This is a genomic window from Streptomyces sp. NPDC051105, assembly GCF_040682795.1.
In the GTDB taxonomy this organism is placed as follows: domain Bacteria; phylum Actinomycetota; class Actinomycetes; order Streptomycetales; family Streptomycetaceae; genus Streptomyces.
Genome location: NZ_JBFBBR010000015.1, coordinates 49,289 through 75,303 on the forward strand (window position 1 = coordinate 49,289; position 26,015 = coordinate 75,303).

A 26,015-nucleotide genomic window follows, 5' to 3' on the forward strand; every position below is an offset into this window, starting at 1 on the left:
CAGAGACAGCCGGTCTCTCAACCTGCGGCCCGGGTCCGGTCTTCGACCGGCTCGGGCCGTTTCGCCGCTTCCGAGCCGCGCCCAGGAACGTCGCGGTGGCATTTCCCCAGCATCACGGCCATCACCAGGTGGTACTGGACTACGTGTCCCAGACACACGCCCCAACCCAGCCTCGGGCTCACCCCGTCGGCGACCTCGGCCGCCGACGGCGCCGCCTTGCCCTCGGCCTGGTGGTCGGTCTGCCCGATCACGTGGTCCGCGAGGTTGTGACCGATCGCGAGCACCGCCCACACCGCGCCGAACGTCGCGAGAGGCGCGACCTGCTCGATGCTCGTCAACGGGCACCCCCGGCAACAGTGGTGGCGCAGAGGGGCCGGCATCCTCCAGATGGGGGATTGCTCCGAGCTGCGATAGTTGGCACCGAGCTAGGCGAATAGATGCGCGGCCTTGTGCCAAGGCGAAGGCCGTCGCGCTGCCACCGCCCTGCTACTGGCTGCAAACAAGCAGATCGGGGCAGTCCGCTTCCATAGGTCCTCCCTGCCCGAGCAGGCGGCAGCGACCGAACTGCACGCAGCCGCCTCATGGAACCTTTTGGTTGCCTTCACTGGAATCTGGCACGACCATCCCGAGTTTCCCTGCCGACGCCGCCATAGAGACTTTCGAGTTCGACTCGGAGTCGCCCCTCTCGCCGACGAACCACGACCCGCTGCGTGAGCGATAAGCCCTGCCGGACTTGGTGCAGAAAAGGCCCGCGAATTCGGTGCCACCGACATCGTCACCGAGCGCGGCGACGAGGGCGTTGCCCGGATCAAGGAGCTGACCGGTGGCGTGGGCGCGCACTCGGTCATCGAGGCTGTGGGCGCCCAGCAGTCGATGCCGCAGGCGATCGGCTCGACCCGTGCCGGCGGGCACGTCGGCTTCGTCGGCGTCTCATGTGATCTACGCCGGCCAGGAGCCGTCCCGGCCCTTGGGCGGGTAGTGCACCAACAGGTGAACGTGATCGCGTTCGCCGTTGAACTCCTTCAGCTTCGCCTCGAAGTCCTCGCACACCTTGCGCGTGATCTCTTCGCAGCGTGTCAGCATCTCGTCTCCCGGCCTCGCATCACCCAGGCCAAACGCATCGAGGAACGCGCTTGGCTCGCCGACGTGTCCGCCGTTGTCCTGCAGCGGTCCCTGCGGGACCTGGACACCGCCTACAAGAACTTTTTCGACAGCCTCAAGGGCAAGCGGCAGTGCCGGAAGGCCGGTCCGCCCCGCTACGAGTCGAAGAAGGACACCCGGCAGTCGGTCCGCCTCAACACCAACGCCTTCTCCCTCCAGGAGAACGGCACGCCCCCGGAAGGGTCAGCCGACCCAGACCGGAATCCCTGGCCTTCAGGCCAGGGAGCACGTCAATCCAGTAGCGCCGCGGCGGTCCGGTAGGCGGCGTCGGTGGCCTCCCGTACCGGCAGCGCGCGGTGCGCGTCCGAGAGGATCTCCACGCCCCAGGGACCATGCCAGCCCGCCGTGCGCAGCGCGGCGATGATTCCCGGCAGGTCGAAGGAGCCCTCTCCGCACAGGCGGCGTCGCCGCACGGTGTCCTCGAAGAGGGTGCCGACGACCTGACTGTCGGCGTCATTGAGCTCCACGCCCACGATCCGCGAGCCCGGCACCCGGGCCAGGTCGGTGGGGGGCGTGTGGGCGCGCTCGGTGTGCCAGGCGTCGATGAGGACGCCGCCCGCCGGGTGGCCGGCGGCCTCGGCGAGCCGGAGTCCGTCGTGCACGGTCTTGACGTTGGACCAGGGCAGGAACTCGATCCCGATTCGGGCGCCCACGGCGTCCGCCTGGGCCGCCAGCGCGGCGAACTCCTCGGCCCAGAGGTCGAGGTGCAACGGTCCGTCCTCGACGTCGCCGTGGATCTTGATGTGGTGGGCGCCGAGCGCCTCGGCGGCCCTGAGCAGGTCGTGGCGGACGGCGTCCGACGCGGCCCGCCGGGGCCCGTCGGCCCACCAGCCCGCCAGGGCCTCCAGTTCGATGTGGGCCAGGCCGTTGTCCTCGAAGATCGACCGGATGCCCGCGAGTCCGTGTTCCCGCTCGGCGACCAGCAGGTCCGCGTGCAGCAGCCCGAAGCCCTTGAACCCGGCGGCACTCGCCGCTTCGGCCCGTTCCCGCAAACTCAGCGGACTTCGCTGGTCATTCCCGATGGGGTCGGCATCGCCTGCGGTGGTCCAGCACGTGGCCAGCAGATCCTCAGTATCCATTTTCCGTGTCCCTAATCTTTCCGGGATTTCCTACCTGTATTGATGCATCAAACAAAATGGTTCGAGCCGTCGGAAAGGGCTCTGCGTAATGGGTGGAAATCCGAGAACGCAGGGTGCCGGCCTTCCCTGGGATCCTTCGTTGGACTGTCCCCGAGGTCAATCGTCAGGAAGCCGTCAAAACAACATCATTGACGCCTCCGGCGGAAAGATGCCCGGAGAGGGGGGACCGCCCGTGCGGCAGGCGTCCCCCGACTCCGGGCGGGCGGTGGTCTGTATGCGGTTATGCGACGCCTCGTAGCACAGAGCGCAGATACTCGGCGCTGGCCCACACGTCGTCGACCGGCGCCTTCTCCTTGGGTTCCGCGGTGAGAATGGTGTCCTGTTCCAGGACGTACCAGCCGTCGTATCCGTGGGCGCCGAGGTGGGTGACGATGGCCCGGACGTCGACGTCGCCGGCGCCGAGCGGGCGGTACATGCCTTCGCGCACGGCCTCGGTGTAGGTGAGGCGGCCGGACCTGACCTTGGTGGCGAGGGCGGCGTCCACGTCCTTCATGTGGGTGTGGGCGATGCGCTCGGGTGCCTGCCGGGTCAGTTCGGCGGGGTCGGTACCGCCGATGAGCAGGTGTCCGGTGTCGAGGCAGAGGGAGATCGCCGAGTGTTCCAGGACGCGGCGGACCTCATCACCGTTCTCGATCATCGTGCCGACGTGCGGGTGCAGGACGGCCCGTACGCCGCGTTCGGCGGCCAGCGTGGTCAGCCGGTCGAGGTTGGACAGCAGCAACCGCCAGCCGTCGGCGTCGAGTTCGGGCCGGGAGTCGTAGCCGTCCTGGCCGGTGATGGCGGAGAGGACGAGGACCTCCGCGTCCGAGGCGGCGTAGCTCTCCAGGAGCTGTTCCGCCTCGGGCAGGGGGTCGTGTCCTGGGACGTGCAGCAGCAGTGGGGTGAAGCCGCCGACGGCGTGCAGGTCGTGGTCGGCGAGGACCTGGGCCATGGCGTCCGGTTCCGCGGGCAGGAAACCGTCGGGACCGATCTCGGTGGCGGCCAGGCCGACCTCGCGCATCTCCTTCAGCACCCGTTCGGGCGTCAGCTGGTAGCCCCAGCCGGGCACTTCGCACACCCCCCAGGAGATGGGCGCGCCGGCGATCCGGTTCAGCGGTGGGGTGGTCATGCTGTGGCCTTTCGGTGGTTCCATTCGGGGTCGGCGACCGCGGCCGGCGGCCGGCCCGCGAGGACGTCCGCGACGCCACGCGCCGCGTCGACGAAGGTCAGGGTCATCGCCCGGCGTGTCATACCCATCAGGTGCGGGGTGAGGACGACGTTCGGGTGGTCGAAGAGCGGGTGGTAGAGGGCGGGCTCGGGATCGAACACGTCCAGGCCGACGCCGGCCAGCCTGCCCGATTCCAGGGCGGCCAGGGCGGCGTCCGGGTCGAGCAGGCCGCCCCGGCCGCAGTTGATGAGGATCGCCCCGGGCTTGATACGGGCCAGTAGCCGTTCGTTCACCAGGTGCCGGGTGCCCTCGGTGAGCGGGGTGTGCAGGGTCAGGACGTCGGCGGCCTCGGCGAGTGTGCCCAGTTCGGCGCAGGCGACCTCGGACGGCGGAGGGCTGAACGGGTCGTGGGCCAGGGTCCGCATCCCGAACGCGGCGGCGAGTTCGCCGACCCGGCGGCCGATGCGGCCGTAGCCGACGATCCCGAGGGTGGCGCCGTCCAGGTCGCCGACCGGTACGGTGCCCCGCTCGGCCCAGCGGCCCTCGCGCACCAACTCGGTCAGGGGTGTCAGACGCTTGGTCAGGTGCAGGGCCATGGCGAAGACGCCCTCGGCGACGGCGCGGCTGCCGCTGTGGGGGGTGATGGCCACGGGGATGCCACGGGCGGAGGCCGCCGCCACATCGACCAGGTCGACGCCGACGCCGGTGCGGGCGATGACCCGCAGCCGCGGGGTCTGCCGGAGGAAGTCCTCGTCGACATGCCGGTCGGCGCGGACGATGGCGCCTTCGGCGACCGCGAGGTCCTCGGGGGTGGGGTCGCTGACGAAGGTGACCCCGTCGCCGAGGACGGGAGTCACGGTGTCGGCGTCGACCGGGCCGAGGGCCACCACGACATGCTGGCTCATACGATCAACTCCGCACCGGATGACCGAAGGTCGCGCCGGGTACCGCGAGCACCGACTGCCAGGAGCCGCTCTCCGCGGAGGCGGCGGCCGCCGCGATCACCTCGGCGACGGCGTGCGCGTCCTCGATGGTCGAGTGCTGGTTCTCGACGCCGGCCACGGCGGCCAGGAACTTCTTGGCCTCGATCACCTTCAGATCGTCGTAGCCCATGCTGTTGCCGGGGCCTGGCTGGAAGCTGGCGTAGTCGCCCATGTGGCTGTTGCCGAGGACGGTGGTGTAGCCCTGGTCGGGGCCGCTGCGCTCGAGGGCGACGCGCAGTTCGTTCATGCGCTCGAAGTTCCAGGTGACTGAGCCGTCGGTGCCGTAGATCTCGAAGCCGATGCCGCACTGCGGGCCGACGATGACGCGGGACGCCTCCAGGGTGCCGACGGCGCCGCCGGAGAAGCGGACGAGGGCGGCGGTGTAGTCGTCGTTCTCGACCTGCGCCATCTCACCGTCCTCGATCACCGCGAAGTGCGTACCGGAGCCCATGGGCAGCAGCGGGCGTTCGGTGTAGACGGTGCTGGTGAGCGCGGAGACCTCGCTGATCGGGGCCACGACGTAGCTGACGAGGTCGACGACGTGGCTCATCAGGTCGCCGAGCGCGCCGTGACCGGCCAGGTCCCGCTTGAAACGCCAGGACAGGGCGCCCCTGGGCTCGGAGGCGTAGCCGGAGAAGAAGGTGGCGCGGACGTTGGTGATCCGTCCGAGTCTGCCCTCGGCGATCAGTTGCCGGGCCCGCTCGACGGCGGGGGCGTGCCGGTAGTTGTAGCCGATGGAGGTGACCACGCCGGCGGCCCGGGCCGCGGTGGCGACCTCGCCGGTCTCCTCGGCGCTGCGTCCGACGGGCTTCTCGATCCAGAACGGCTTGCCGGCCTTGGCGGCGGCGATGCCGATCTCGTGGTGCAGGAGGTTCGGCGCGCAGATCGAGACGACCTCGACGTCCGGGTCGTCGAGGACGGCACGGTAGTCGGTCGAGGCCTTCTCGTAGCCGAGGACGTCACGAGCGTACGCGGCGCGGTCCTCGGCGGTGTCGGCGGCGTGCACGAGGCGGGGCTTGATGCCCAGCTCGGGATAGACGGAGGGCAGCGCCTGGTAGGCACGGCTGTGCAGCTTGCCCATCCAGCCGACGCTGATCAGTCCGACGCCGATCTCGCGGGCGGCGCCCGGGGTGGTGGGGGTCATGGAGACTCCTGAAGTTCTGGGGTGTCTGCCGGATCAGGCCGGCGGAGAGGCGCCGTACGTGGCAGTCGGCCTGAGCGGGTCTGGTGCGTGCAGTCGCACGCCGGAGGGGGAGTCGACGCGATGGGGTGCCCCCGCACTGGTGAGCCGAGCGCGGGGGAGTCGGTGACCGACGACAACACGGCTGGGATGCGTCCTCTGGGAGAGCGCGTGCTGTCGCCCGCGTGGCCGAACCGATCCAGAAACGCCCCTTCTAGGCCCGGGCCTCGTCGAGGGCGGTGGAAACAGCGGTGGCGAGCAGGGTCGAGTCGGAGCCGATGCCGATGAACGTCCAGCCCTCGGTCCGCTTGGCGGCCGCGGCCGGGCCGTCGGGTACGAGGAGCCCGCAGGCCTTGCCGTGGTCGGCGGCGGCCTTGCGGACGCGTTCCAGCGCTTCCCGGTAGACCGGGGCGGTGAAGTCGCCGGGCACGCCGAGATCGTGGCTGAGGTCGCGGGGGCCGACGAACAGCACGTCGGCGCCGTCAAGGGCCGCGATCTCCTCGACCTCGCCCAGGGCGCTCGCCGACTCGATCTGGACGATGCCGAGGATCTCGCCCTCCCGGTCCAGGGCCGCGGGGTCGAGTCCGAAGCGGCAGGCCCGGTTGTAGGTGGCCACGCCCCGATCCCCCGCGGGCGGGTACCTCAGGTGCCGTAGCGCTTCCCGGGCCTCGGCCGCCGTGTCGATGCGCGGCAGCATGACCCCGGCGACGCCGAGATCGAGAACGCGGCCGATGCGGATGCGGGCGGCGGACTCGACGCGTACGACGGTCGGTACGCCGTAGGCGGCGGCGGCCGGAACGGTCGTACGGACCTGTTCCTCGCCCCCGGCGCCGTGTTCGAGGTCGAGCAGCACCCAGTCGGCACCGGCGGCGGCGCACACCTCGGCCGTGATCGGGGAGGCACTGCCGATGAAGGTGCCCAGGGCGACCTCGCCGGCGGCGAGCCGGGCGCGCAGGCGGCCGTGATCCAACGGTGAGCGATTCATCCGTACCACCTCTGAGACGTCAGGCCTTCTTCGTATGCGCGGCGCAGCTGGGCGACGGTCTCCTGCTCGGAGATCTCGGCCGGGGCCACGTCCCACCACACGCCGGCGCCGGGGAGGTCGGCGTGCGGGATCACGGGGACGACGATGACGACGGGTCCGTCGTGGTCCCGGGTCTCGGCGAGAGCGGTGCGCACCTCGTCGGCGGTGGTGGCGCGGATCGCGCGGGCGCCGAGGCCCTCAGCCGTCTTGACGAGGTCGATCTGGAGGTAGTCGCCCTCCAAGCGGGCGGGCTTGCCGGACCCGATCTCCAGGCTGCCGTCCCGGTAGCGGAACTCGTTGCCGAACTCCCGTCCGCTGCGCCCCATCTGGAGGCGGTGGATGACCTGGTACCCGTGGTTCTCCGGGATCACGATCGTGAGCGGCAGCTTCTCCTGAGCGGCCGTGACCAGCTCCGTCGGCGCCATGAGGAAGGTTCCGTCGCCCAGCAGGGACAGCACCCGCTTCGACGGGTCCGGCTCGGCGAAGCGGACGCCGATCGCGGCGGGCAGTTCGTAACCCATGCAGGAGAAGCCGAACTCCAGGTGCGCGAAGCGGCCTTCGGTGGCGTCCCACACCTTCTGCAGATCGCCGGGCGGACCGCCGGCGGCGGCGATGATCGTGTCACCGGACCGGGCGTGCTCCTGCAGCAGACCGATCAACTGGCCCTGGGTGAGCACCGCGTCGGTGTCGCTCACGACGTCGGTGTCCGAGGGCAGCGACGCCAGGTCGAAGGGCGTGTCCGGGTCGAGGGCGGCGGCCCGCTCGGCCTGCCACCGCTCGTCCAGCGCGCGCACCGTCTGCTGCCAACCCGCAGACGCGGTGGTGCCGTTCGCGCGTACGGCGTCCGTCAGCTCGGCGAGCGCCCGCTTGGCGTCGGCGACGATGCCGGTGGCGCCCAGGCGGCCCGCGTCGTGCACGTTGACGTTGATGCTCGCGAAGCGCACGTCGGGGTTCTGGAAGAGGGAGTGCGAGGCGGTCGCGAAGTCTGTCAGGCGCGAGCCCACGGTGAGCACGAAGTCGGCCTCCTGGGCGAGGGCGTTGACGGCCTGGGTGCCTTCGAGGCCGATCCCGCCCAGTTGCCACCAGGCCCGGCGCTGCACCGCGCCCTTGCCCGCGAACGTCTCGGCGACGGGGATACCCGCGGCGTCGGCGAGCGCCTCCAACTCCTCGCCGGCACCGGCGTACACGACTCCGCCACCGGCGATGATCAGCGGCTTCTCGGCCTCGGCGAGCAGCCGTGCCACCGCCGCGACCTCGTCGGCGTCCGGCGCCGGGCGGCGGATCGGCCAGTCCCGCTCGGCGAAGAACTCCACCGGGTAGTCGTAGGCGTGGGACTGGATGTCCTGCGGCAGGGAGACGACGACGGCGCCGGTGTCCACGTCGGTGAGTGCTCGCATCGCCGCGGGCAGCGCGGTCAGCAGCTGCTCGGGCCGGGTGATGCGGTCGAAGAAGCGCGAGACGGGCCGGAAGGCGTCGTTGACCGAGGCGTCGGCCTCGATCGGGTGCTGCAACTGCTGGAGCACGGGCCCCTGGTGGCGGGTCGCGTAGGTGTCGCCCGGCAGCAGCAGGACGGGCAGCCGGTTGACGGTGGCCAGCCCCGCACCGGTCACCATGTTCAGGGCGCCGGGGCCGATGGAGGCGGTCACGGCGAGGGTGGCGTGCCGCCTGGTCGCCTTGCCGTAGGCGGTCGCGATGTGGACGAGGGCCTGCTCGTTACGGCCCTGAACGAAGGGGAGCTGGTCGCTGAGCTGGTCGAGGGCCTGGCCCAGCCCGGCCACGTTGCCGTGGCCGAAGATGCCGAGCGCGGCCGGTATGAGGCGGCGGCGGTGGCCGTCGGCCACGGAGTACTGCCGGGAGAGGTAGGTGACGACGGCCTGGGCGACGGTGAGGCGCACCGTGCCCTGTTGCGTCCGGTCGGTCATGAGTCGGCTCCTGATCGGGGATGTGTACGGGGACGCGGCCGGGTCACCAGGGACGGCCGTGCAGCACGATCGTCTTGACCTCGGTCATCTCACTGACCGCGGCGCGGGGGCCCTCCTTGCCGTAGCCGCTGCCCTTGAGGCCGCCGTACGGCATGAGGTCGGCGCGCCACAGGGGCGTCCAGTTGATGTGGACGGAACCGGCGTCGATCTCCCGGATGGCGCGGACCGCGCCGGCAACGTCGGAGGTGAAGATGCCGGCGCCCAGCCCATAGGCGGTTCCGTTGGCCTGCGCGAGGGCGGACTCCCAGTCGGCGGCCGAGCTGACGGCGACCGCGGGGCCGAACAACTCCTGCTGGCTGAACGGCGACCGGGGGTCGACGCCGGCGACGACGGCCGGCTGCACCACCGCCCCGTCGCGTGCGCCGCCGGTCAGCACACGTGCCCCGTCCGCGCCGGCCTGGGCGATGGCCCGCTCGACGCGCTCCGCCTCCGCGGTGGTGATGAGGGCGCCCATCGTGGTGTCCGGGGAGGCGGGGTCACCGGTGCGGATGGCCTGGACCTTGGGGACGAGGGCATCGAGGAAGTCCCCGGTCACCGCGGGATGGGTGATGACCCGCTGGACGGAGATGCACACCTGTCCGGCGTTGACGTATCCGCCTGCCGCGACCGCGCTCGCCGCGGCCTCGATGTCGGCGTCCGGCAGCACCACGACCGGGCAGGACGCGCCCAGCTCCAGGGACAGCTTCTTCACCCCGGCGACCCGGGAGATGTGCTCACCGGTGGCCGTCGAGCCGGTGAAGGAGATCTTGCGGACCCGGGGGTCGGCGACGAGGGCGTCACCGAGCACCGAGCCGGAGCCGACGAGCACGGATAGCACGCCCTCCGGCAGCCCCGCGTCCACGAAGCACTCGGCGAGTTCGAGGGCGGTCAGGGGCGTGCTGGTGGCCGGCTTGAGAATCACCGCGTTGCCCGCCGCCAGGGCCGGGGCGAGCTTGTGCAGGACCAGCAGCGCCGGGTAGTTGAACGGCGTGATCGCCACGACGATCCCGCAGGGCTGACGCAGCGTGAAGCCGATCTTGTCCTGTCCCGTGCCGCGGTTGGCGTCGAGCGGGAGCGTCTCGCCGTAGAGCTGGGTCCCCTCGAAGGCGGCCAGCCGGATCAGGTCACCGGAGCGGGACGCCTCACCGGTGGCCTCGGTGATGGTCTTGCCGGACTCCGCGCTGATGGTCCGCGCGGTCTTCGGGGCCCGCTCGTCGGCGAGTTCCGCGGCCCGCAGCAGGATGCGCATCCGCTCGTGGGCGGGCGTACGGCGCCAGAGGGCCGCGCCCCGCTCCGCGGCGGCGAGTGCCGCCTCGACGTCCGCGGTCCCGGCGAGCGCCACCGTGCCCACCGTCGAACCGTCGAACGGCGAGGTGACCTCCCGAGTCTGTCCGGTTCCCCTGGCCGCCTGCCACCGGCTGCCGATCAGCAACTCCACGGGCGCCATTGCCCTCTCCCTTCAGGAAGCCGTCAGAACACGGCCGTGATCGGCACCTCCGCGAATGCCAGGGGTGTCGCACAGCCAACGGCCAGGCCGTTTACGTGCTCGCAACGCTAGGTCGACGCCAAGGAGTTACTGAAGCCCTCGAATACATCATTTCGCCATCATCGGAGGCATCTTTTTCCCATCATCACGAGAGGAGCGGAGCGCTTGACCTACGGTCGAAACAGGCGTCGCCACGAGCACACAGCCACCCCGCAGCCTGGAAGGCAGCACAACGACACATGAGCACCACGGAGACTTCGCGAGCGGGACGGCCCCGTTCCGTCGCATTCATCGGCCTCGGCATCATGGGCGGCCCCATGGCAGCCAACCTCGTACGGGCCGGGCACGAGGTCACCGGTCACAACCGCAGCCGCGCTGCGGTCGACCGTCTTGCCGCCGCGGGCGGCCATGGTGCGGGAAGTGTCGCGGAAGCGGTCACGGACGCCGAGGTCGTGATCACCATGCTCCCGGCCGACACGGAGGTCACCGAGGTCGTCCTCGGCGAGGGCGGTGTACTGGCGCACATCCGGCCCGGGACGCTTCTCATCGACATGAGCACGGTCAGCCCGCGCACCGCCGTCGAGCTCGCCGAGGCGGGCCGCGAGCGAGGAGTACGGGTCCTGGACGCGCCGGTCTCCGGCGGCGAGGCGGGTGCGGTCGAGGCGGTGCTGTCCATCATGGTCGGCGGTGAGGCCGTGGACTTCGAGGAGGCCTCACCGCTGTTCCACGCCCTGGGCCGCACGATCGTGCACGTCGGCCCGAACGGTGCCGGTCAGACCGTCAAGGCCGCCAACCAGCTCATTGTCGCGGCGAACATCCAGGCTCTGGCCGAAGCCGTCGTCTTCCTGGAGAAGGCGGGAGCCGATCTGCCGGCCGCCCTCACCGTTCTCGGCGGAGGGCTGGCCGGCTCGGCGGTCCTGAACCGCAAGAAGGACAGCATGATCGGACGGGACTTCGCCCCAGGCTTCCGGATCGACCTGCACCACAAGGACCTCGGCATCCTCACGGACTCCGCCCGTGACACCGGTGCGGTCCTCCCCGTGGCCTCCCTGGTCACTCAGCTCCTCGCGTCCTGCCGGGCCAACGGCGACGGCGGCCTGGACCACTCGGCACTCCTGCGAGGCGTCGAACGCCTCTCCGGCCGGGAACGGAGCGAATGACCTGCGGCGGGGAGGCGCACGGGAAAACACCGGGCCAGGCGCACGGGAAAACACCGGGCCGGCCGGGCGGCTGGTCCGTGATGCGGGGTCCGTCGCGTCACCCCTGCCGAAACACCTCCTCTCGGGGTCCGCTGTGCCGTCTCCTCAGCACCGGCTCCCCGTGACCCGGCCGTGACGCGGCATTCAGTACTGCTCGGTCTCCACGAAGCCCGTGTCCCCGTCATTGCCCGCGCCAAAGGCGTCGGCGGCGGCGGTCGGGTCGAATCCGGGCGGGCTGTCCTTCAGCGCCAGGCCCATGCCGGCCAGCTTCGCCTTGACCTCGTCGATGGACTTCGCACCGAAGTTGCGGATGTCCAGCAGGTCGGCCTCGGAGCGCGCCACGAGTTCACCCACGGAGTGGACGCCCTCACGCTTGAGGCAGTTGTACGACCGGACGGTGAGGTCGAGCTCCTCGATCGGCAGTACCAGGTCGGCGGCGAGGGCGGCGTCGGTGGGGGAGGGGCCCATGTCGATGCCCTCGGCGTCGATGTTCAGCTCGCGGGCGAGACCGAACAGCTCGACCAGGGTCTTACCGGCCGACGCCATGGCGTCACGCGGCCGCATGGCCTGCTTGCTCTCGACGTCGACGATCAGCTTGTCGAAGTCGGTGCGCTGCTCGACACGGGTCGCCTCGACCTTGTACGTGACCTTGAGCACCGGCGAGTAGATGGAGTCGACCGGGATACGGCCGATCTCCTGACCGGCCTGCTTGTTCTGCACGGCGGAGACGTAGCCGCGGCCGCGCTCGACCGTCAGCTCCATCTCCAGCTTGCCCTTGCCGTTGAGCGTGGCGAGGACCAGGTCGGGGTTGTGCACCTCGACACCGGCCGGGGGCGCGATGTCGGCGGCGGTGACCAGATCCGGGCCCTGCTTGCGCAGGTACATCACGACCGGCTCATCGTGCTCGCTGCTCACGACGAGCTGCTTGATGTTGAGGATCAGGTCGGTGAGGTCCTCCTTGAGGCCCGGCACGGTGGTGAACTCGTGCAGCACACCGTCGATACGGATGCTGGTGACAGCAGCTCCGGGGATCGACGAGAGAAGGGTGCGGCGGAGGGAGTTGCCGAGGGTGTAGCCGAAGCCCGGCTCCAGCGGCTCGATCACGAACCGGGAGCGGAACTCGTCGACGACTTCTTCGGTCAGGGACGGACGCTGAGCAATCAGCACGAGGTGTTGCCTCCAGTGGTCTGGCGCCCGCTATGTGACGCCGTAGTCATCACGAAGGGTACGGCGGCACGGGCGATGAAGCCTGCGAAGAGGGACGGACCCGCCCGACTCCGTCCCAGCGAAAAGGCTTCCGGCCTCATTTCCGGCCCGTCGGCCCACGCCCGTCGCCGCTCTGCCCGGGTCCAGCTCCCGGGTCTGCAGGAGGGTCAGGCAGGGACCGCTGTCGCCGCTGCGGCTCCCGCTCCCGCGAGGACGTCGTCCGCCGCCGCCCCGTTCGCCGCCGCGGCCCCCTCCGCGGCGAAGGATCCGGCCTTCTGCGGCTTCGACAACCGGCTCAGTGTCGACGTGTGCTCCACGATGACGCGGACGGTGTTGTCGGCACGGAGCGTTTGGCCCTCCGGACGGGGGAGAAGAGAGAGAACCATGATGATCACCGTCTCCTCCGACATGGACGAACCCGTCGCGCGCCTCCTCGTCGAGGAGTTGCGGCGCCGGGGTCACGAGGTGCGCACGTACGGCGCGCTGGAGCCAGGGGCCGACCCGCAGTGGGCGGTCTGCTCGGAGGCGGCCGCCCGCGAGGTCGCCGCCGGCGGCGCCGACCAGGCGATCGTCTGCTGCTGGACCGGCACCGGCGCCTCGATCGCCGCGAACAAGGTGCCCGGCGTCCGCGCCGCCCTGTGTACGGACGCGTACACAGCCGACGGCGCCCGCCGCTGGAACGACGCCAACGTCCTGGCCCTGAGCCTGCGCCTGACCTCGCAGCCGGTGCTCAAGGAGATCCTCGACGCCTGGTTCGCTGCAACGCCGAGCCAGGACGCCGAGGATCTCGGGAACGTGGCCCACGTCGGACGTCTCGACGCGGGCCGGGGCACTGTGTAGGGTCAGTGGGCGCCGAGCCCGCCACCCCCGAACGAGCCGCTGCTGCCCTTGCTCCAGCGCGGCCGGTCCGTCGACGTACTCGGCCTGGTCTGCTGATTGCTCAGCTCGTAGGGGGTGAGTGGACGTCCGCCCTTGGGTATCCGCGGAATCTCCTCCGACTCGCGGTTCTCCCGGATCTCATGGACCGCGCCCTCCGGCGGTAGCTTCGGCTGCTCATCGGGGCGCGGCCGGAGCGACTCGCGGTACTTGACACGGTTGCCCAGCCAGAAGCCCCCGGCGAGCATCGCCAATACGGCCACCGCCACCACGAACAGCCCGAGACTCAACAGGCCGCTGGGAGCGGCCAGCTCCATTGATACCGTCATAGCAAGGGAATACCCCACCCAGAACGGGACGAACCGGACGCGTTCGGTGGCCGTCCGTACACGGCGGCGACAGCAGGCACCGGACCCGTTTCCGGCGACGGGTTTGTCGGGACCGCACCTCGGCAACCCGGGGTGCATGACGTCGACGACTTCTCAACAGGAGCTCTACGGATACCTCGAGGATCGTTTCGCCTGCGCTCAGGCCTGTACGGAGTGTGCTCGGATGTGTGCGCTGCGCGCCGGCGTGTTCGATCCCGACGGGACGGTCGAGCTGGAGCGGGTGCGCCGTACGGGCATCATGTGCGCCGAGGTGTGCGACGCGACCTGCCGGGCGCTGACCGAGGAGAACACCCGGGACGAGGGCGGTCTGCGCGTCCAGCTGGAGTGGTGCCGGACGATCTGCCTCCAGTGCGCGCAGGCCTTCGACACCCGCCCCGGTGCCGAGGAGAGCGCGGCCGCCTGCCGGGCGTGCGCCCGGGCCTGCACGGACTTCATGGCGGTCCTGGCCTGAACGGTGGCCTCCGGGAACGGATCGGTCACCAGTTCGGCGGAACCCCGTCAGCTGCCCCTGTGACGGCTTAGTCTGCGCGCGGGGTGTCACTGTCAGGGGGGCGAGATGTCATCGCCGGAGACACCCGTACCCCGACGGCTGACCGTCACCACCGTCCTGGGTGCCGTTGTCTTCATCCCCGTGCTGGGGTTCCTGAACTTCGTCACCGGTTTCTTCACCTGGGTGCCTACCTGTCGCCCAAGGCGTTTCCCTTCGACGTCGTCGCCGGCTACATCGTCTGTCTCCTGGCACCCGTGACCGTTCTGATCACGCTGATCCCGGTCGCCAAGCGCTGGTTGAGCATCTGGTTTCTCGCCCCGCCCGCAGCGCTCTTCGTTGTGGTCCTGGGGCGCCTCGCATATTTCGTATACCTCATCAAGACGTAGCTCGAGAGGCGCGGTCGATGGGCGCCGAGGTGTGCCGGTCGTGGTTCCGGGCTTGCGGTCAGCCGAGGGCGGGGTGGTCGGTGTAGCCGGTGTGGTCGCCGCCGAAGGTGGTGGCCCGGTCGGGGGTGTTGTAGGGGCCGCCCGGGGCGAGGCGCACGGGCAGGTCGGGGTTGGCGAGGAAGAGGGCGCCGTAGGCGATGAGGTCGGCCGTGCCGTCGTCGACCAGGGTCAGTGCGTCCGGGCCGGGGGGCTCCGTGTCGGTGAACGGGTTGAGGATGTAGGTGGTGGGCCAGGCCTTGCGCAGGCGCAGGGTCAGATCGCCGACCTCGGGTGTCGGCGAAGTTCCGTCCCGCCGACCTGCCGCGCCGGGGCTCAGTCGCTCTCCGCCCCCATGTGCAGGTGGGCGGCGACCTCCCGGTGGGTCGGGGAGGGCGGCAGCGGGCGGGGGTCGTTCGGGCGCAGGCCGTCCACGAAGATGCGCACATGGCGGGTGGCCAGGGCCTTGGCCTGTTCCGCGGGCAGGTACGGCATGGGGCGGCAGACCAGCGCCCCGGTGGTGATCAGGTCCATGTGCGTCACATCGGGCCGGATCGCGCCCCGGGAGCGGGCTAGGGCGAGCACCTCTTCGAGGAGGGGTGCGATCCGGCCCTGGAGTTCGACCGCTTCGGGGCTGGTGGCGACCGGCCCGCCGATCAGGGGGAGGACCAGCGTGTCCCGTTCGCCGACCAGGTGGAGCAGGAACCCCTCGACGGACCCCAGGGGGTCCTGCGGTGCGGAGTCCAGCGCGCGGCGGGCGGCGTCGGCCACCGTGGCGAACCCGTCGAGGACGACCTGCTGGACGAGGGCTTCACGATCGGGGAAGCGCCGGTAGAGCGTGGCGATGTTCACGCCGGCGCGGCGGGCGATCTCGTCCAGGGGGGCGGCGGTGCCCAGTTCGCGGAAGGCGGTGCGGGCGGCGGCGAGGATCTGCGCCCGGTTGCGGGCCGCGTCCGCCCGCAGCCGTGGTCTGCCGCTGTCGCCAGGGGTGCGGGAAGCCACCGTGAGCCCGTCCTTTCTCGGCCGCGCCGACCGGCCGTGATCACCGCGGGTCGACGGGGTCGAGATTACGTCAGTCGAATTCCCGAAGGCCTCTAAGCGAAGGATTTCCTGCGGTTGGTGCTACGGTGGGCCTACCCGTCGTAGACCGGCGACGTCCGCACACCTATGTCCCGGGCGCGGTGTGTGCCCCGCCGGGTCCGGGCGCCGTGGCCGTCGCCCACAGAGACACAGCCCCCGACGTTTCCCTGGAGACCTGGAGAAGAGCAGTGGTGTCATCCGCGCAGAAGGCACGTTTTGAAGGCAAGGTGGCGGTCGTCACCGGCGGCAGCCGTGGCATCGGCGCCGCCGTCGCCAGGCGACTGGTCCAGGAGGGCGCGGCGGTGGCGATCGGCTACCGGGGCAACCAGGAGGCCGCGGACACCCTCGTCGCCGAGCTGGGTGACGGCGGTGGTCGCGCCATCGCCGTCCAGGCCGACGTCGCCGTTCCGGAGCAGACCGGAGCACTCGTCGAGCGGGCGGTCGCCGAGTTCGGCCGGCTGGACGTGCTCGCGTCCTGCGCCGGTATCGAGCACTTCGACGCGCTGGAGAAGGTCACGCCGGCCGACTTCGACCGTGTCTTCGCGGTCAACACCCGCGGGCAGTTGTTCGCCGTCCAGCACGCTGTCGCCCATATGGGCGAGGGCGGCCGGATCGTGCTGACCTCGTCGGTGAGTGCGTCCAAGGCGTTCTTCGGGCACACGCTGTACGCCGCGAGCAAGGCGGCGGTGGAGTCGATGGTCCTGAACCTGTCCGCGGAACTCGGCCGGAAGGGCATCACCATCAACGCCATCGCCCCGGGCGGCACCGCCACGGACATGGCCCGCGAGAACGGCGCGAGCTATCTGCACCCCGATCTGGCCGGGAAGCAGGACCTCTCCGAGTGGCTGAAGGTCGGCGTCGCGCTGCGGCGGCTGGCGGAGCCTTCGGAGGTCGCCGCCGGATACGCCTTCCTCGCCTCCGCCGACGCGGCCTACATGACGGGCCGCACGCTGCGGCTCGACGGCGGGATGTTCTAGGCGGACAGCCGAAGAATCGGACAGCCGCAAAGCGGACAGGCGAAGAAGCGGGTCGTCCACCCACGACAAGCCACGAAGGCCCCGCGCCCAGCGCGTCCCGGAAACCGCGTGGGCCCCGCGCCCAGCGTGACCCGGAAATCCGCGTGGGCCCCGCGCCCAGCGCGTCCCGGAAATCCACGTGGGCCCCGCGCCCAGCGCGTCCCGGAAACCACGTGGGCCCCGCGCCCAGCGTGACCCGGAAAACCACGTGGGCCCCGCACCCCGCCCGCACCCCGCCCGACCGGAAAACCACAGGGGCCCCGCACCCCGCCCGACCGGAAATCCACGAGGGCCCCGCGCCCCGCCCGAACCGAAAGCCCTCGCCCCATGCACCACGGCATACAGCCCTCTGTCAGCGCAGCGCCCCAGCCGATCCCGTACCCCCCGGATGCCGACCCCGCCGCCGATCACGCACGGCACGCCAGGCACGCGCTGGTCGACTCCGAACCCGGACTGCCCGCCCCGGTGCTCGCGGCGGCCGCCGGCACCCGGAAGGCGATACTCGTCCCGGTGATCACCGCGCTGGCGATAGGCACCGTGTTCGTCGCCGTGTACCTCGCGGCCTTCCACGCCCCGGCGGCCCGCCACCAGCCCGTGGGCATCGCCGCCTCCGACAAGGTGGCCGCGCGCACCGAACTCGCCCTCAACAACGCGGCCCCGGACGGCTACACCTTCTACCGGTACGCGGACGCCGCGGCCGCCCGCCGGGCCGTCGTCCACGACCGGGTTCCGGCCGCCCTGGTCGCCGACGGCCGGGGCACGCGACTGCTGGTCGCCGGCGCACAGGGACCGTCCACGGTGTCGAGTCTTGCCACGGCGATGACCGCGGCGGTCGGCAAGCCGCTTCCGGTGAAGGACGTCCTGCCCCTGGCGGCGGCCGACTCCCGCGGCCTGTCGGTGTTCTATGCCGCCTTCGGCGTGGTGCTCGCCGGTTTCCTCTTCGCCGTCTCCTCCTACCAGATAGCGCCACGCCTGCGGTTGGCCGTCCGGGTCGCCTCGATGCTGGTCTTCGCCGCCGCCTCCGGCGTGACGGTGGCACTGATCGGGCACACCGCCCTGAACGCGTTGCCCGCCCCGTTCGCGGTGGTGACCCTCGTGGTGGGCCTGCTGGCGTGGGCGGCCGCCGCGGCCGCCGGCGTGCTGCTGCGCGTGTTCGGGCCGCTCGGCATGCCGGTCGCCTCCGTGGTCCTGCTGATCCTCGGCAACGCCACCTCCGGCGGCATCCTGCCGACCACCTTCCTGCCCGCGTGGCTCTCCCCGCTGGCCTCGGTCCTGCCGCCGGCCGCGGCGGTACGCGGGCTCCGGGGCGCCGCCTACTTCCACGACGCGCATCTCACCGGTGCCGTCACGACCCTGGCCGCCTGGGGCCTGGGCTGTCTCACCCTCCAGTACGTCCTGGACCGCGTCGCCGCCCGCCGTAAGCCGGCCGGTGCCGCGGACCTCGCGGTCGCACGCTGACGGCCTGCCACCCTGCCGTCGGAGACCGCCCGGCCGCGCCGTGGTTGTTCGCCGTCCGCCGGTGCCGACGTGTCGCCTGTGGTCTCCGGCTGGATCATCGGTTCCTCGCGTGACCTGTGCAGTTGATCGAACAGGGAGGAGGCGGCGAACCTGCCCGTGACAGCGGGCGCGGAGGAGCGGCTCCGCGCCCGCGGCCGTGTCGTCGTACCCGACGTCGTCGCCAACTCCGGGACCAACGCCTGGTGGTGGGTGCTCTACGGTGATGTCGCCCCGAACGCCGCCTCCTCCCTGGCCAAGGTGCGCGGAGCCCTGCGCGACCTGGTGACGGAGACGCTGAAGCTCGCGGAGGACGCCGTGTGCGCGTCCCGCCAGGCGGCCCGCTACCTGGCCGACGCCAGACGCGACGTGCTGCTGAGCCGGACGGGTGCTTGATGGTCACCACTCTGCTGGCCGCCGTGGCGGCGCTCGGCTGGGGCGCGGCGGACTACTGCGGCGCCAGGGCCTCGCGGACCGTACCGGCCGCGCGGGTCGTCTTCCTCTCCCAGGTGCTGTCCCTGCCGGTGATCGCCGTCTGGCTGGCGGCGACCACCGAGCACGCGCCCGGGCTTCCGCCTACTGCTCCTCGACCGTCTCCTCGCCCCTGCCGCGACGGCCGTCTCGATGGTCGCCGTCTCCTTCGCCGTCCTCGGTCTCACCGGCTCCGTCACGGACCTGTCGCACGTCCTGGCGGCCCGGATCGCCCCCCGCCCTGGTCTTCATGCCGGTCAGCGGAGTGATCGCGGACCGGTCCGGAGCCCAGGACGTCATCGCCCTGTCCTGTCTGCTCACCGCGGCCTGCGAGGGCACCCTCGCACTTCAGCCCTCACCATGGCGTTGCTGCTGCCGCTCTGGCTGATCTGCGCGTGCCAACCGGAACGGACCGGGTCACGGACCCGCGTCGCCATTCCCAATTTCTGGAACACGTTCTACGGTGTGCGCCGTCAGGACCGCCCGTCGGGAGCCTGGAGGCGCCGTGCACCTCGACCACACGCCCGAGCAGCAACGGCTGCGCACCGAACTGCGCGCCTACTTCGCCGGCCTGGTGCCGGACAACGCCTACGCCCGCTACGCCGACCCGGCCGCGCAGAAACGCTTCTACCGGGAGACCGTCCGCCGGCTGGGCACGGACGGCTGGCTCGGCGTCGGCTGGCCGAAGGAGTACGGCGGCCGTGGCCTGACCGCCATGGAACAGTTCATCTTCTTCGACGAGGCCGCCCAGGCGGGCGTACCCCTCCCACTGATGGCGCTGAACACGGTCGGCCCGACGATCATGCGGTACGGCACCGACGAGCAGAAGGCGTACTTCCTGCCCCGCATCCTCTCCGGCGAGATCGACTTCGCCATCGGCTACAGCGAGCCCGACGCCGGCACCGACCTGGCCGCCCTGAAGACCCGGGCCGTACGCGACGGCGACCAGTACGTGGTCGACGGCCAGAAGATCTGGACCACCAACGGCGACACCGCCGACTGGGTCTGGCTGGCCACCCGCACCGACCCCGAGGCCCCGCCGCACAAGGGCATCACCATGCTCCTGGTACCGACCTCCGACCCCGGCTACTCCTGCACCGTGATCAACACCCTCGCCTCGCACGACACCACCGCCAGCTACTACGAGAACATCCGCGTCCCCGTCTCCCGCCGGGTCGGCGAGGAGAACCAGGGCTGGCGGCTGATCACCAACCAGCTCAACCACGAGCGGGTCACCCTCGCCGCCCACGGCACCATGGCGATCCGTGCCCTGCACGACGTCCAGCGCTGGGCCATGGAGACCAAGCTCGCCGACGGCCGCCGCGTCGTCGACCTGCCCTGGGTGCGCCGCAACCTCGCCCGCACCCACACCCGCCTCGACGCCATGAAGCTGCTCAACTGGCAGATGGTGACCGCCGTCCAGGAGGGCAGCCTCACCCCGCAGGACGCCTCCGCCGTCAAGGTCTACGGCTCCGAGGCCCGCCGCGACGCCTACGCCTGGCTGATGGAGATCGCCGGAGCGGCGGGCCCGCTGAAGGAGGGGTCGGCCGGCGCGGTCCTCCACGGCGACCTGGAACGCGGCTACCGCTCGGCGGTCATCTTCACTTTCGGCGGCGGCAACAACGAGATCCAGCGGGAGATCATCTCGTGGATCGGGCTGGGGATGCCGCGGGTCCGGCGTTAGCCTGCGGGGGTGACCACGGACGTCATGGCCCGAGCGCCGCGTCGCGGGACCGCCTCCGTTCCGCATCCCGAAGTCCGGCCGATGCGAGGTCCGCGCCACCGGCCCGGACGGGAACGAGCCCGTCCAGGGCTTTTCAGGCCTGCGGGCAAGCAGGCAGGCGTGCGGTCTGTTCACCCGTCCGCCGGGCGCCTGCTCCAGCCTCACGGATGGCCCTGCGGCGGAAGGGCGTCGCCGCGGATGGCCCTGCGGCGGAAGGGCGTCGCCGCGGATGGCCCTGCGGCGGAAGGGCGTCGCCTGCGACGGTGAGCGCTACCGCCTGCCGCTTCCCGACGGCCCCGGCAAGGCCCTCCGGCTGGGCATGCGCCCTCGGCGCAAGCACGTACCGGTCTACCTCGCGGCCGCCGGCCCGGCCAACATGCGCCTGGCGGGCGAGATCGCGGCGGCCGGCTCTTCACGTCGAACCGGGCATCGCGACCCTGCGCACCCTGGCGGAGGCCATGGACAGGGCCGGAGTGGGAGAATGAGGTGCCGATGTACCGAGAACCCTCGGCGGTCAGCTCCGCATCCTGCTGAGGACGACTGGCAGAAGTGCAGGTCAACATCGTGCTCAAGAGAAACCTGGCGGCTGTGTTCACATCTGCGGTCGCGGGCGGCGACCCCGGGCTGTTCACCCCGGACTCCGTGACCTGGCAGATGCACGGTGACCCGATGATGTGGGTCGCCGGCATCCGCGCGCTCTACCTCCAGGCCCTGCTCCCGCGTGCGGTGCGCGGCGTGATGGAGAACTCCACCGCGTTCGACCGGGACGCCTGGGGCCGGCTGATGCGGACCGCGAACTTCGTCGGCACGACGACCTACGGCACGACGGAGGCCGCCGAACGGGCCGGGGCCCGGGTGCGGAAGATCCACGGCATGCTGACCGCGACCGACCCGGACACCGGCGAGCAGTACGGCGTAAACGACCCCGAGCTGCTGCTGTGGGTGCACTGCGCCGAGATCGACTCGTATCTGCACGTCCTGCGCCGCTCCGGCTTCCCCCTCACCGACGCCCAGGCCGACCGCTACCTCGCCGAGCACCGGGTCAGCGCCCGCCTGGTGGGCCTCGACCCCGCAGCCGTACCGGCCGACCGGGCGGGCATGGCCGCCTACTTCCGGAAGGTACGGCCACTGCTCGCCGTCGGAGCCGACGCACGCGCGGTGGACGACTTCCTGCTCCGCCCACCGACGCACCCGCTCCTGATACCGGCGCGCGAGGTGCTGTGGCGGCGCGTGGCCCACCTGGCGTACGCCTCTCTGCCGCCGTACGCCCACGAGCTGTACGGCAGACCGGCCCCCGAACCCGCCGTCGTGACCCGGCGACTGCGCGCCACCGGCACCCTGCTGCGTTGCGTTCCCGCACGTCTGCGCTGGCAACTCCCGCCCAAACACATCCTGGGCGCCATGGCGAGGCTCGGCCCGCACGCGCGCCCGGCACCGTACAAAGTCGGGCATTAGGCCGCCATACTGGACGACCAGGGGGTGTGTCATGGAACGGGCCGGTTCGGCGCGGCCGCACCTTGACGGCGACCCCCTGGGGAGGGCGGGGCTGTAGCGACGGGGGGCGACGGCGCGCGATGGCTGACACCAGGCTGGTCCAGGGGCGGTACCGGCTGCTCGACCTGATCGGACGCGGCGGGATGGGCGAGGTGTGGCGGGCCCGCGACGAGTCCCTCGGCCGGCAGGTGGCCGTGAAGTGCCTCAAACCGCTGGGCCCGCACCACGACCAGGCGTTCACCCGCGTCCTGCGCGAACGGTTCCGCCGTGAGGCGAGAGTGGCCGCCGCCCTCTCCCACCGCGGGGTGACCGTCGTCCACGACTTCGGCGAGCACGACGGCATCCTCTACCTCGTGATGGAGCTGCTGGACGGCCACAACCTCAGCCAGCTCATGGAGGACAACAAGCACCACCCGCTGCCCGTCGGCGACGTCGTCGACATCGCCGAGCAGGTCGCCGCCGCCCTCGCCTACACCCACCGGCAGGGCATCGTGCACCGGGACCTGAAACCCGCCAACATCATGCGGCTCACCGACGGCACGGTGAAGCTCTGCGACTTCGGCATCGCCCGCCTCGGCCACGACATCGGCCTCACCTCCCGGCTGACCGGCACCGGGATCGCCATGGGCACCCCGCACTACATGTCACCGGAACAGATCGGCGGCACCGAGGTCGACCAGCGCAGCGACCTGTACTCCCTGGGCTGCGTGCTGTACGAGATCGCCACCGGGGCACCGCCGTTCGACCTCGACGACGCCTGGGCGATCCTCATCGGCCACCGCGACACCCCACCCGCTCCACCCCGCGACCACCGCGCCGAACTGCCGGGCTGGTTGGAGAAGGTCGTCCTGGACCTGCTGGCCAAACGGCCCGAGCAACGCCCCTACGACGCCATGGAGCTGGGCCGCCGGATCGCCTCCGGGCGTACGACGCCCACGTACGTCCCCACCGTCATCACCGCGCAGCCCCGACTCCGGGCCCCGGAAGCGGTGTTCCACGAGCCCCGGCTACCGTCCTGGACCCGAGGCATGACCACCGGCCACAAGGCCACCGGCGCCGGCCTGCGCACCACCCCGCCCGACCCCGCGGCCGGGCTCACCGGGGAGTGGATCGCCCGCCCCGCCGCCGGTGCCCCCGACCCCCTTCCGGCGGCCCCCGCCCCCGAGACCGTCGCCGCGCTCGCCGGCCGGCACAACGCCGGGCTCAGGCTCGGGCGGCTCGGGCGCTGGACCGAGGCCGGTGAGGTGCACCGCGCGGTCGCCGCCGAGCGCGTCCGCCTCCTTGGCCCCGACCACCCGGACACCCTCGCCAGCCGTTACGAGATCGCCTTCACCCTGAGCCGCACCGGCCGCGCCGCCGAAGCCCTGCACGAGTACACCGAGGTCGCCCGCGCCCGAGAACGCCTGCTCGGCGCCGACCACCCCGACACGCTCGCCGTCCGCCAGGAAACGGCCTACGTCCTGGGCCAGTTGGGCCGCCACTTCGAAGCCCACCAGGCGTACACGGCCGTACTGGCCGCCCGGCAGCGGCTGATGGGCCCGGACCATCCCGACACCCTGCGCTGTCGCCACAACCTCGCCTTCAACCTCAGCAGGCTGGGCCGCCTGGAGGACTCGTACCGCATGGCCTACGACGTGGCCCTCGCCCGCACCCGCGTCCTAGGCCCGCAACACCCCGACACCCTGGTCACTTTCTACGAAGTCGCCTACGCTCTGGGCCAGTTGGGGCGCTGGGAAGAGGCCCTGGGGACCTACCGCGAGGTCGCCGAGGCACGCTCCCGCGCCCTCGGCCCCGACCACCCCGACACCCTCGCCGCCCGCTACGAGGTGGGCATCAGCCTCGGCCGCCTCGGCCGCAGCGCCGACGCGCTCACCCTCTACCGCGCCCTGATCGACGACCGCGCCCGCGTCCAGGGCCCCGCCCATCCCGAGACCCTGCGCGCCCGCCACGGCCTCGGCGTGAACCTCGGCCGCCTCGCCCGCTGGGAGGAGGCCCTCGCGGAATCCCGGGACGTGTGCGCCATCCGCGAACGGGTCCTCGGCCCCGACCACCCCCACACCCTGGTCAGCCGCCGCGAGGTCGCGGTGAGCCTGGGCTGGCTGGGCCGCTGGGCGGACGCACTGACGGAGTACCGGCGGGTGGCCACCGCCCGGGAGCGAGTCCTCGGCCCGGACCACCCGGACACCCTGGCCAGCCGCAACGACGAGGCGCACTGTCTTGAACAATTGGGCCGAGGAGCCGAGGCGGTGGAGCTGTACCGACGTGTGGCAGTACTACGGCAACAGCACGCATCAGGCGGACGGCCGTGAAACGGGCGCTCCGTCAGGGGCACGGGGCGGTGCCGACATGCGGCTCCGCCGTGCGAGCGGGACCAGCCACGCACAACCGGCACTGTCCGAACGGCCCTCCCCGCGGAGCGAACCGGCACGCCTCTTACTCGGCTAGATCATCATGTGTTACGAAGAACCATGCCCCCTGCCACCGAACCATCCAGGACCTACGACGCCATCATCGTCGGCGGCGGCCACAACGGCCTGGTCGCGGCGGCCTATCTGGCCCGGGCCGGGCGCACCGTACTGGTGCTGGAGCGGCTGGGCCGCACCGGTGGCGCCGCCGTATCGACCCGCCCCTTCACCGGCGTCGACGCCAAGCTGTCGCGCTACTCCTACCTGGTCAGCCTGCTGCCCAGGAAGATCGTCCGCGACCTGGGCCTGAACTTCCGGGTCCGCGGCCGCACCATCTCCTCGTACACGCCCGTGGAGCGCAACGGCCGGGCGACCGGACTGCTGGTCGGCGGCGGCGAGCGGCGTATCCGCGAGGCGTTCGAACGGCTGACCGGGGGCAAGCAGGAGTACCAGGCCTGGCAGCGGCTCTACGGCATGACCGGCCGGGTCGCCGAGCGCGTCTTCCCGACGCTCACCGGGCCGCTGCCCTCGCGCGAGGAGCTGCGCCGCCGGATCGACGACGAGGCGGCCTGGCGGGCCCTGTTCGAGGAGCCCATCGGGGTCACCATCGAGGAGAACTTCACGGACGACCTGGTGCGCGGGGTCGTCCTCACGGACGCGCTGATCGGCACGTTCGCCGACGCCCATGACCCCTCGCTGCGGCAGAACCGCTGCTTCCTCTACCACGTCATCGGCGGCGGCACGGGCGCCTGGGACGTGCCGGTCGGCGGCATGGGCGCCCTCACCGACGCACTGGCCGCCGCCGCACGCTCGGCGGGCGCGGTGCTGGCCACCGGACACGAGGCGGTACGGATCGAGACGGACGGCAGGTCCGCCGAGGTCGCCTACCGCACCGCCGACGGCGAGGGCGTCGTCGCCGCCCGGCACGTCCTGGTCAACGCCGCCCCGCAGGAACTCGCCGCTCTCACCGGCGACCCGGCCCCGGAACCCGCCGAAGGCGCCCAGCTCAAGGTGAACATGCTGCTGAAGCGGCTGCCCCGGCTGCGCGACACCGCCGTCGACCCGCGCGAGGCGTTCTCCGGCACCTTCCACATCGCCGAGGGCTACGAGCAGCTGGCCACCGCCCACGCCCAGGCGGCGGCCGGCCGGCTCCCCGCCGCCCCGCCCTCGGAGATCTACTGCCATTCCCTGACCGACCCCACGATCCTCGGCCGTGACCTGGTCGAACGCGGCTACCAGACGCTCACCCTCTTCGGCCTGCACACCCCCGCCCGGCTCTTCGCCGCCGACAACGACGCCGTCCGCGCCGAGCTCCTCAAGTCCACCGTCGCCCAGCTCGACGCCCATCTCGCCGAGCCCCTCGTCGACTGTCTCGCGCTCGACGCGGATGGCCGCCCCTGCATCGAGGCGAAGACCCCTCTGGACCTCGAACGCGACCTGCGCCTCCCCGGCGGCAACATCTTCCACCGCGACCTTTCCTGGCCCTACGCCCAGGACGGCAACGGCCGCTGGGGCGTGGAGACCCGGCACGCCAACGTCCTGCTGTGCGGGGCGGGCGCGGTGCGCGGGGGAGGGGTGAGCGGGGTACCCGGGCACAACGCGGCGATGGCGGTGCTGGAGGGGGAGTGACAGGCGGCTCGCCCGGCCCGGTGAGCGCCGGACGATCCGG

Annotated in this window: 24 protein-coding genes and 4 pseudogenes; 13 read left to right on the forward strand and 15 right to left on the reverse strand. The window is 71.6% G+C overall.

All coding sequences use genetic code 11. The annotated features are described in order from the left end of the window. Nucleotides 1-17: 17 nt before the first annotated feature. Nucleotides 18-338: a hypothetical protein gene (locus AB0N16_RS31305; protein WP_365802528.1), complete on the reverse strand. Its 321-nt coding sequence runs from the start codon at nucleotides 336-338 to the stop codon at nucleotides 18-20. 409 nt (nucleotides 339-747) lie between these two features. On the opposite strand from AB0N16_RS31305, the pseudogene AB0N16_RS31310 reads away from it, so the two are divergent. After that, nucleotides 748-933: pseudogene (locus tag AB0N16_RS31310) on the forward strand (zinc-binding dehydrogenase); the annotation flags it as partial. Nucleotides 934-966: 33 nt separating this feature from the next. On the opposite strand, the pseudogene AB0N16_RS31315 reads toward AB0N16_RS31310, so the two are convergent. Beyond that, nucleotides 967-1,053: pseudogene (locus tag AB0N16_RS31315) on the reverse strand (transposase); the annotation flags it as partial. A 33-nt stretch (nucleotides 1,054-1,086) separates the two neighbouring features. Here AB0N16_RS31315 and AB0N16_RS31320 point away from each other — a divergent pair. Beyond that, nucleotides 1,087-1,329, forward strand: a pseudogene (locus AB0N16_RS31320) (RNA-guided endonuclease TnpB family protein); the annotation flags it as partial. 62 nt (nucleotides 1,330-1,391) lie between these two features. Here AB0N16_RS31320 and AB0N16_RS31325 read toward each other — a convergent pair. From AB0N16_RS31325 to AB0N16_RS31355, 7 genes are all read right to left on the reverse strand, one after another. After that, nucleotides 1,392-2,240: a TIM barrel protein gene (locus AB0N16_RS31325; RefSeq protein WP_365802530.1), complete on the reverse strand. Its 849-nt coding sequence runs from the start codon at nucleotides 2,238-2,240 to the stop codon at nucleotides 1,392-1,394. Nucleotides 2,241-2,520: 280 nt separating this feature from the next. Further along, nucleotides 2,521-3,408 (reverse strand): sugar phosphate isomerase/epimerase, encoded by an 888-nt coding sequence (locus tag AB0N16_RS31330; RefSeq protein ID WP_365802532.1) that lies wholly within the window; start codon nucleotides 3,406-3,408, stop codon nucleotides 2,521-2,523. Beyond that, the gene (locus tag AB0N16_RS31335) at nucleotides 3,405-4,352 is read right to left on the reverse strand and encodes an NAD(P)-dependent oxidoreductase (RefSeq protein ID WP_365802534.1); all 948 of its coding nucleotides are present in this window, start codon (nucleotides 4,350-4,352) and stop codon (nucleotides 3,405-3,407) included. The genes AB0N16_RS31330 and AB0N16_RS31335 overlap by 4 nt, the downstream gene beginning before the upstream one ends. 4 nt (nucleotides 4,353-4,356) lie before the next feature. Next, complete coding sequence (locus tag AB0N16_RS31340; protein WP_365802536.1) at nucleotides 4,357-5,574, reverse strand: Gfo/Idh/MocA family oxidoreductase; 1,218 nt, start codon at nucleotides 5,572-5,574, stop codon at nucleotides 4,357-4,359. A gap of 250 nt (nucleotides 5,575-5,824) precedes the next feature. Beyond that, nucleotides 5,825-6,595: an aldolase/citrate lyase family protein gene (locus tag AB0N16_RS31345; RefSeq protein ID WP_365802538.1), complete on the reverse strand. Its 771-nt coding sequence runs from the start codon at nucleotides 6,593-6,595 to the stop codon at nucleotides 5,825-5,827. Further along, complete coding sequence (gene iolD / locus AB0N16_RS31350; protein ID WP_365802540.1) at nucleotides 6,592-8,556, reverse strand: 3D-(3,5/4)-trihydroxycyclohexane-1,2-dione acylhydrolase (decyclizing); 1,965 nt, start codon at nucleotides 8,554-8,556, stop codon at nucleotides 6,592-6,594. Before iolD ends, AB0N16_RS31345 begins: the two co-directional genes overlap by 4 nt. 43 nt (nucleotides 8,557-8,599) lie before the next feature. Continuing rightward, nucleotides 8,600-10,042: an aldehyde dehydrogenase family protein gene (locus AB0N16_RS31355; protein ID WP_365802542.1), complete on the reverse strand. Its 1,443-nt coding sequence runs from the start codon at nucleotides 10,040-10,042 to the stop codon at nucleotides 8,600-8,602. Between the two features lie 278 nt (nucleotides 10,043-10,320). Here AB0N16_RS31355 and AB0N16_RS31360 point away from each other — a divergent pair, with 278 nt between their 5' ends. After that, complete coding sequence (locus AB0N16_RS31360) at nucleotides 10,321-11,241, forward strand: 2-hydroxy-3-oxopropionate reductase (RefSeq protein WP_365802544.1); 921 nt, start codon at nucleotides 10,321-10,323, stop codon at nucleotides 11,239-11,241. 183 nt (nucleotides 11,242-11,424) lie between these two features. On the opposite strand, the gene AB0N16_RS31365 is transcribed toward AB0N16_RS31360, so the two are convergent. After that, the gene (locus tag AB0N16_RS31365; protein WP_365802546.1) at nucleotides 11,425-12,447 is read right to left on the reverse strand and encodes a DNA-directed RNA polymerase subunit alpha; all 1,023 of its coding nucleotides are present in this window, start codon (nucleotides 12,445-12,447) and stop codon (nucleotides 11,425-11,427) included. A 206-nt stretch (nucleotides 12,448-12,653) separates the two neighbouring features. After that, complete coding sequence (locus AB0N16_RS31370) at nucleotides 12,654-12,872, reverse strand: hypothetical protein (RefSeq protein ID WP_365802548.1); 219 nt, start codon at nucleotides 12,870-12,872, stop codon at nucleotides 12,654-12,656. Here AB0N16_RS31370 and AB0N16_RS31375 point away from each other — a divergent pair. After that, nucleotides 12,871-13,326: an RpiB/LacA/LacB family sugar-phosphate isomerase gene (locus tag AB0N16_RS31375; protein WP_365802550.1), complete on the forward strand. Its 456-nt coding sequence runs from the start codon at nucleotides 12,871-12,873 to the stop codon at nucleotides 13,324-13,326. The genes AB0N16_RS31370 and AB0N16_RS31375 overlap by 2 nt on opposite strands. A gap of 2 nt (nucleotides 13,327-13,328) precedes the next feature. Here AB0N16_RS31375 and AB0N16_RS31380 read toward each other — a convergent pair whose 3' ends face one another. Then, nucleotides 13,329-13,691 (reverse strand): DUF6479 family protein, encoded by a 363-nt coding sequence (locus AB0N16_RS31380; RefSeq protein WP_365802552.1) that lies wholly within the window; start codon nucleotides 13,689-13,691, stop codon nucleotides 13,329-13,331. Nucleotides 13,692-13,827: 136 nt separating this feature from the next. Between AB0N16_RS31380 and AB0N16_RS31385 the strand changes: the two genes are divergently transcribed. Beyond that, nucleotides 13,828-14,202, forward strand: a complete 375-nt coding sequence (locus tag AB0N16_RS31385) for a ferredoxin (RefSeq protein WP_365802554.1) — start codon at nucleotides 13,828-13,830, stop codon at nucleotides 14,200-14,202. Nucleotides 14,203-14,495: 293 nt separating this feature from the next. Further along, nucleotides 14,496-14,627, forward strand: coding sequence for a hypothetical protein (locus tag AB0N16_RS31390; RefSeq protein ID WP_365802556.1), 132 nt, complete (start codon nucleotides 14,496-14,498; stop codon nucleotides 14,625-14,627). A 58-nt stretch (nucleotides 14,628-14,685) separates the two neighbouring features. Here the strand turns inward: AB0N16_RS31390 and AB0N16_RS31395 are convergent. After that, nucleotides 14,686-14,958, reverse strand: a pseudogene (locus AB0N16_RS31395) (alkene reductase); the annotation flags it as partial. A gap of 41 nt (nucleotides 14,959-14,999) precedes the next feature. Beyond that, the gene (locus AB0N16_RS31400; RefSeq protein WP_365802558.1) at nucleotides 15,000-15,665 is read right to left on the reverse strand and encodes a TetR/AcrR family transcriptional regulator; all 666 of its coding nucleotides are present in this window, start codon (nucleotides 15,663-15,665) and stop codon (nucleotides 15,000-15,002) included. A gap of 269 nt (nucleotides 15,666-15,934) precedes the next feature. Here AB0N16_RS31400 and AB0N16_RS31405 point away from each other — a divergent pair, with 269 nt between their 5' ends. The 3 genes from AB0N16_RS31405 (at nucleotide 15,935) to AB0N16_RS31415 (ending at nucleotide 18,649) form a co-directional block, all read left to right on the forward strand. Further along, the gene (locus AB0N16_RS31405; RefSeq protein WP_365802560.1) at nucleotides 15,935-16,720 is read left to right on the forward strand and encodes an SDR family oxidoreductase; all 786 of its coding nucleotides are present in this window, start codon (nucleotides 15,935-15,937) and stop codon (nucleotides 16,718-16,720) included. Between the two features lie 366 nt (nucleotides 16,721-17,086). Then, nucleotides 17,087-18,217 (forward strand): ABC transporter permease, encoded by a 1,131-nt coding sequence (locus AB0N16_RS31410; protein WP_365802562.1) that lies wholly within the window; start codon nucleotides 17,087-17,089, stop codon nucleotides 18,215-18,217. Nucleotides 18,218-18,367: 150 nt separating this feature from the next. Next, nucleotides 18,368-18,649, forward strand: coding sequence for a hypothetical protein (locus AB0N16_RS31415; RefSeq protein WP_365802864.1), 282 nt, complete (start codon nucleotides 18,368-18,370; stop codon nucleotides 18,647-18,649). Between the two features lie 180 nt (nucleotides 18,650-18,829). On the opposite strand, the gene AB0N16_RS31420 is transcribed toward AB0N16_RS31415, so the two are convergent. Further along, complete coding sequence (locus tag AB0N16_RS31420) at nucleotides 18,830-19,024, reverse strand: hypothetical protein (protein ID WP_365802564.1); 195 nt, start codon at nucleotides 19,022-19,024, stop codon at nucleotides 18,830-18,832. 205 nt (nucleotides 19,025-19,229) lie between these two features. Here AB0N16_RS31420 and AB0N16_RS31425 point away from each other — a divergent pair, with 205 nt between their 5' ends. The 4 genes from AB0N16_RS31425 (at nucleotide 19,230) to AB0N16_RS31440 (ending at nucleotide 25,975) form a co-directional block, all read left to right on the forward strand. Continuing rightward, the gene (locus AB0N16_RS31425) at nucleotides 19,230-20,408 is read left to right on the forward strand and encodes an acyl-CoA dehydrogenase family protein (protein ID WP_365802566.1); all 1,179 of its coding nucleotides are present in this window, start codon (nucleotides 19,230-19,232) and stop codon (nucleotides 20,406-20,408) included. A 693-nt stretch (nucleotides 20,409-21,101) separates the two neighbouring features. Next, nucleotides 21,102-21,902, forward strand: coding sequence for an oxygenase MpaB family protein (locus AB0N16_RS31430; RefSeq protein WP_365802866.1), 801 nt, complete (start codon nucleotides 21,102-21,104; stop codon nucleotides 21,900-21,902). A gap of 119 nt (nucleotides 21,903-22,021) precedes the next feature. Continuing rightward, nucleotides 22,022-24,250, forward strand: coding sequence for a serine/threonine-protein kinase (locus AB0N16_RS31435; protein WP_365802568.1), 2,229 nt, complete (start codon nucleotides 22,022-22,024; stop codon nucleotides 24,248-24,250). Between the two features lie 159 nt (nucleotides 24,251-24,409). Beyond that, nucleotides 24,410-25,975 carry an NAD(P)/FAD-dependent oxidoreductase gene (locus AB0N16_RS31440; protein ID WP_365802570.1) on the forward strand — a complete coding sequence of 522 codons (1,566 nt, stop codon included), beginning with the start codon at nucleotides 24,410-24,412 and terminating at the stop codon, nucleotides 25,973-25,975. The last annotated feature ends 40 nt before the right edge of the window (nucleotides 25,976-26,015 follow it).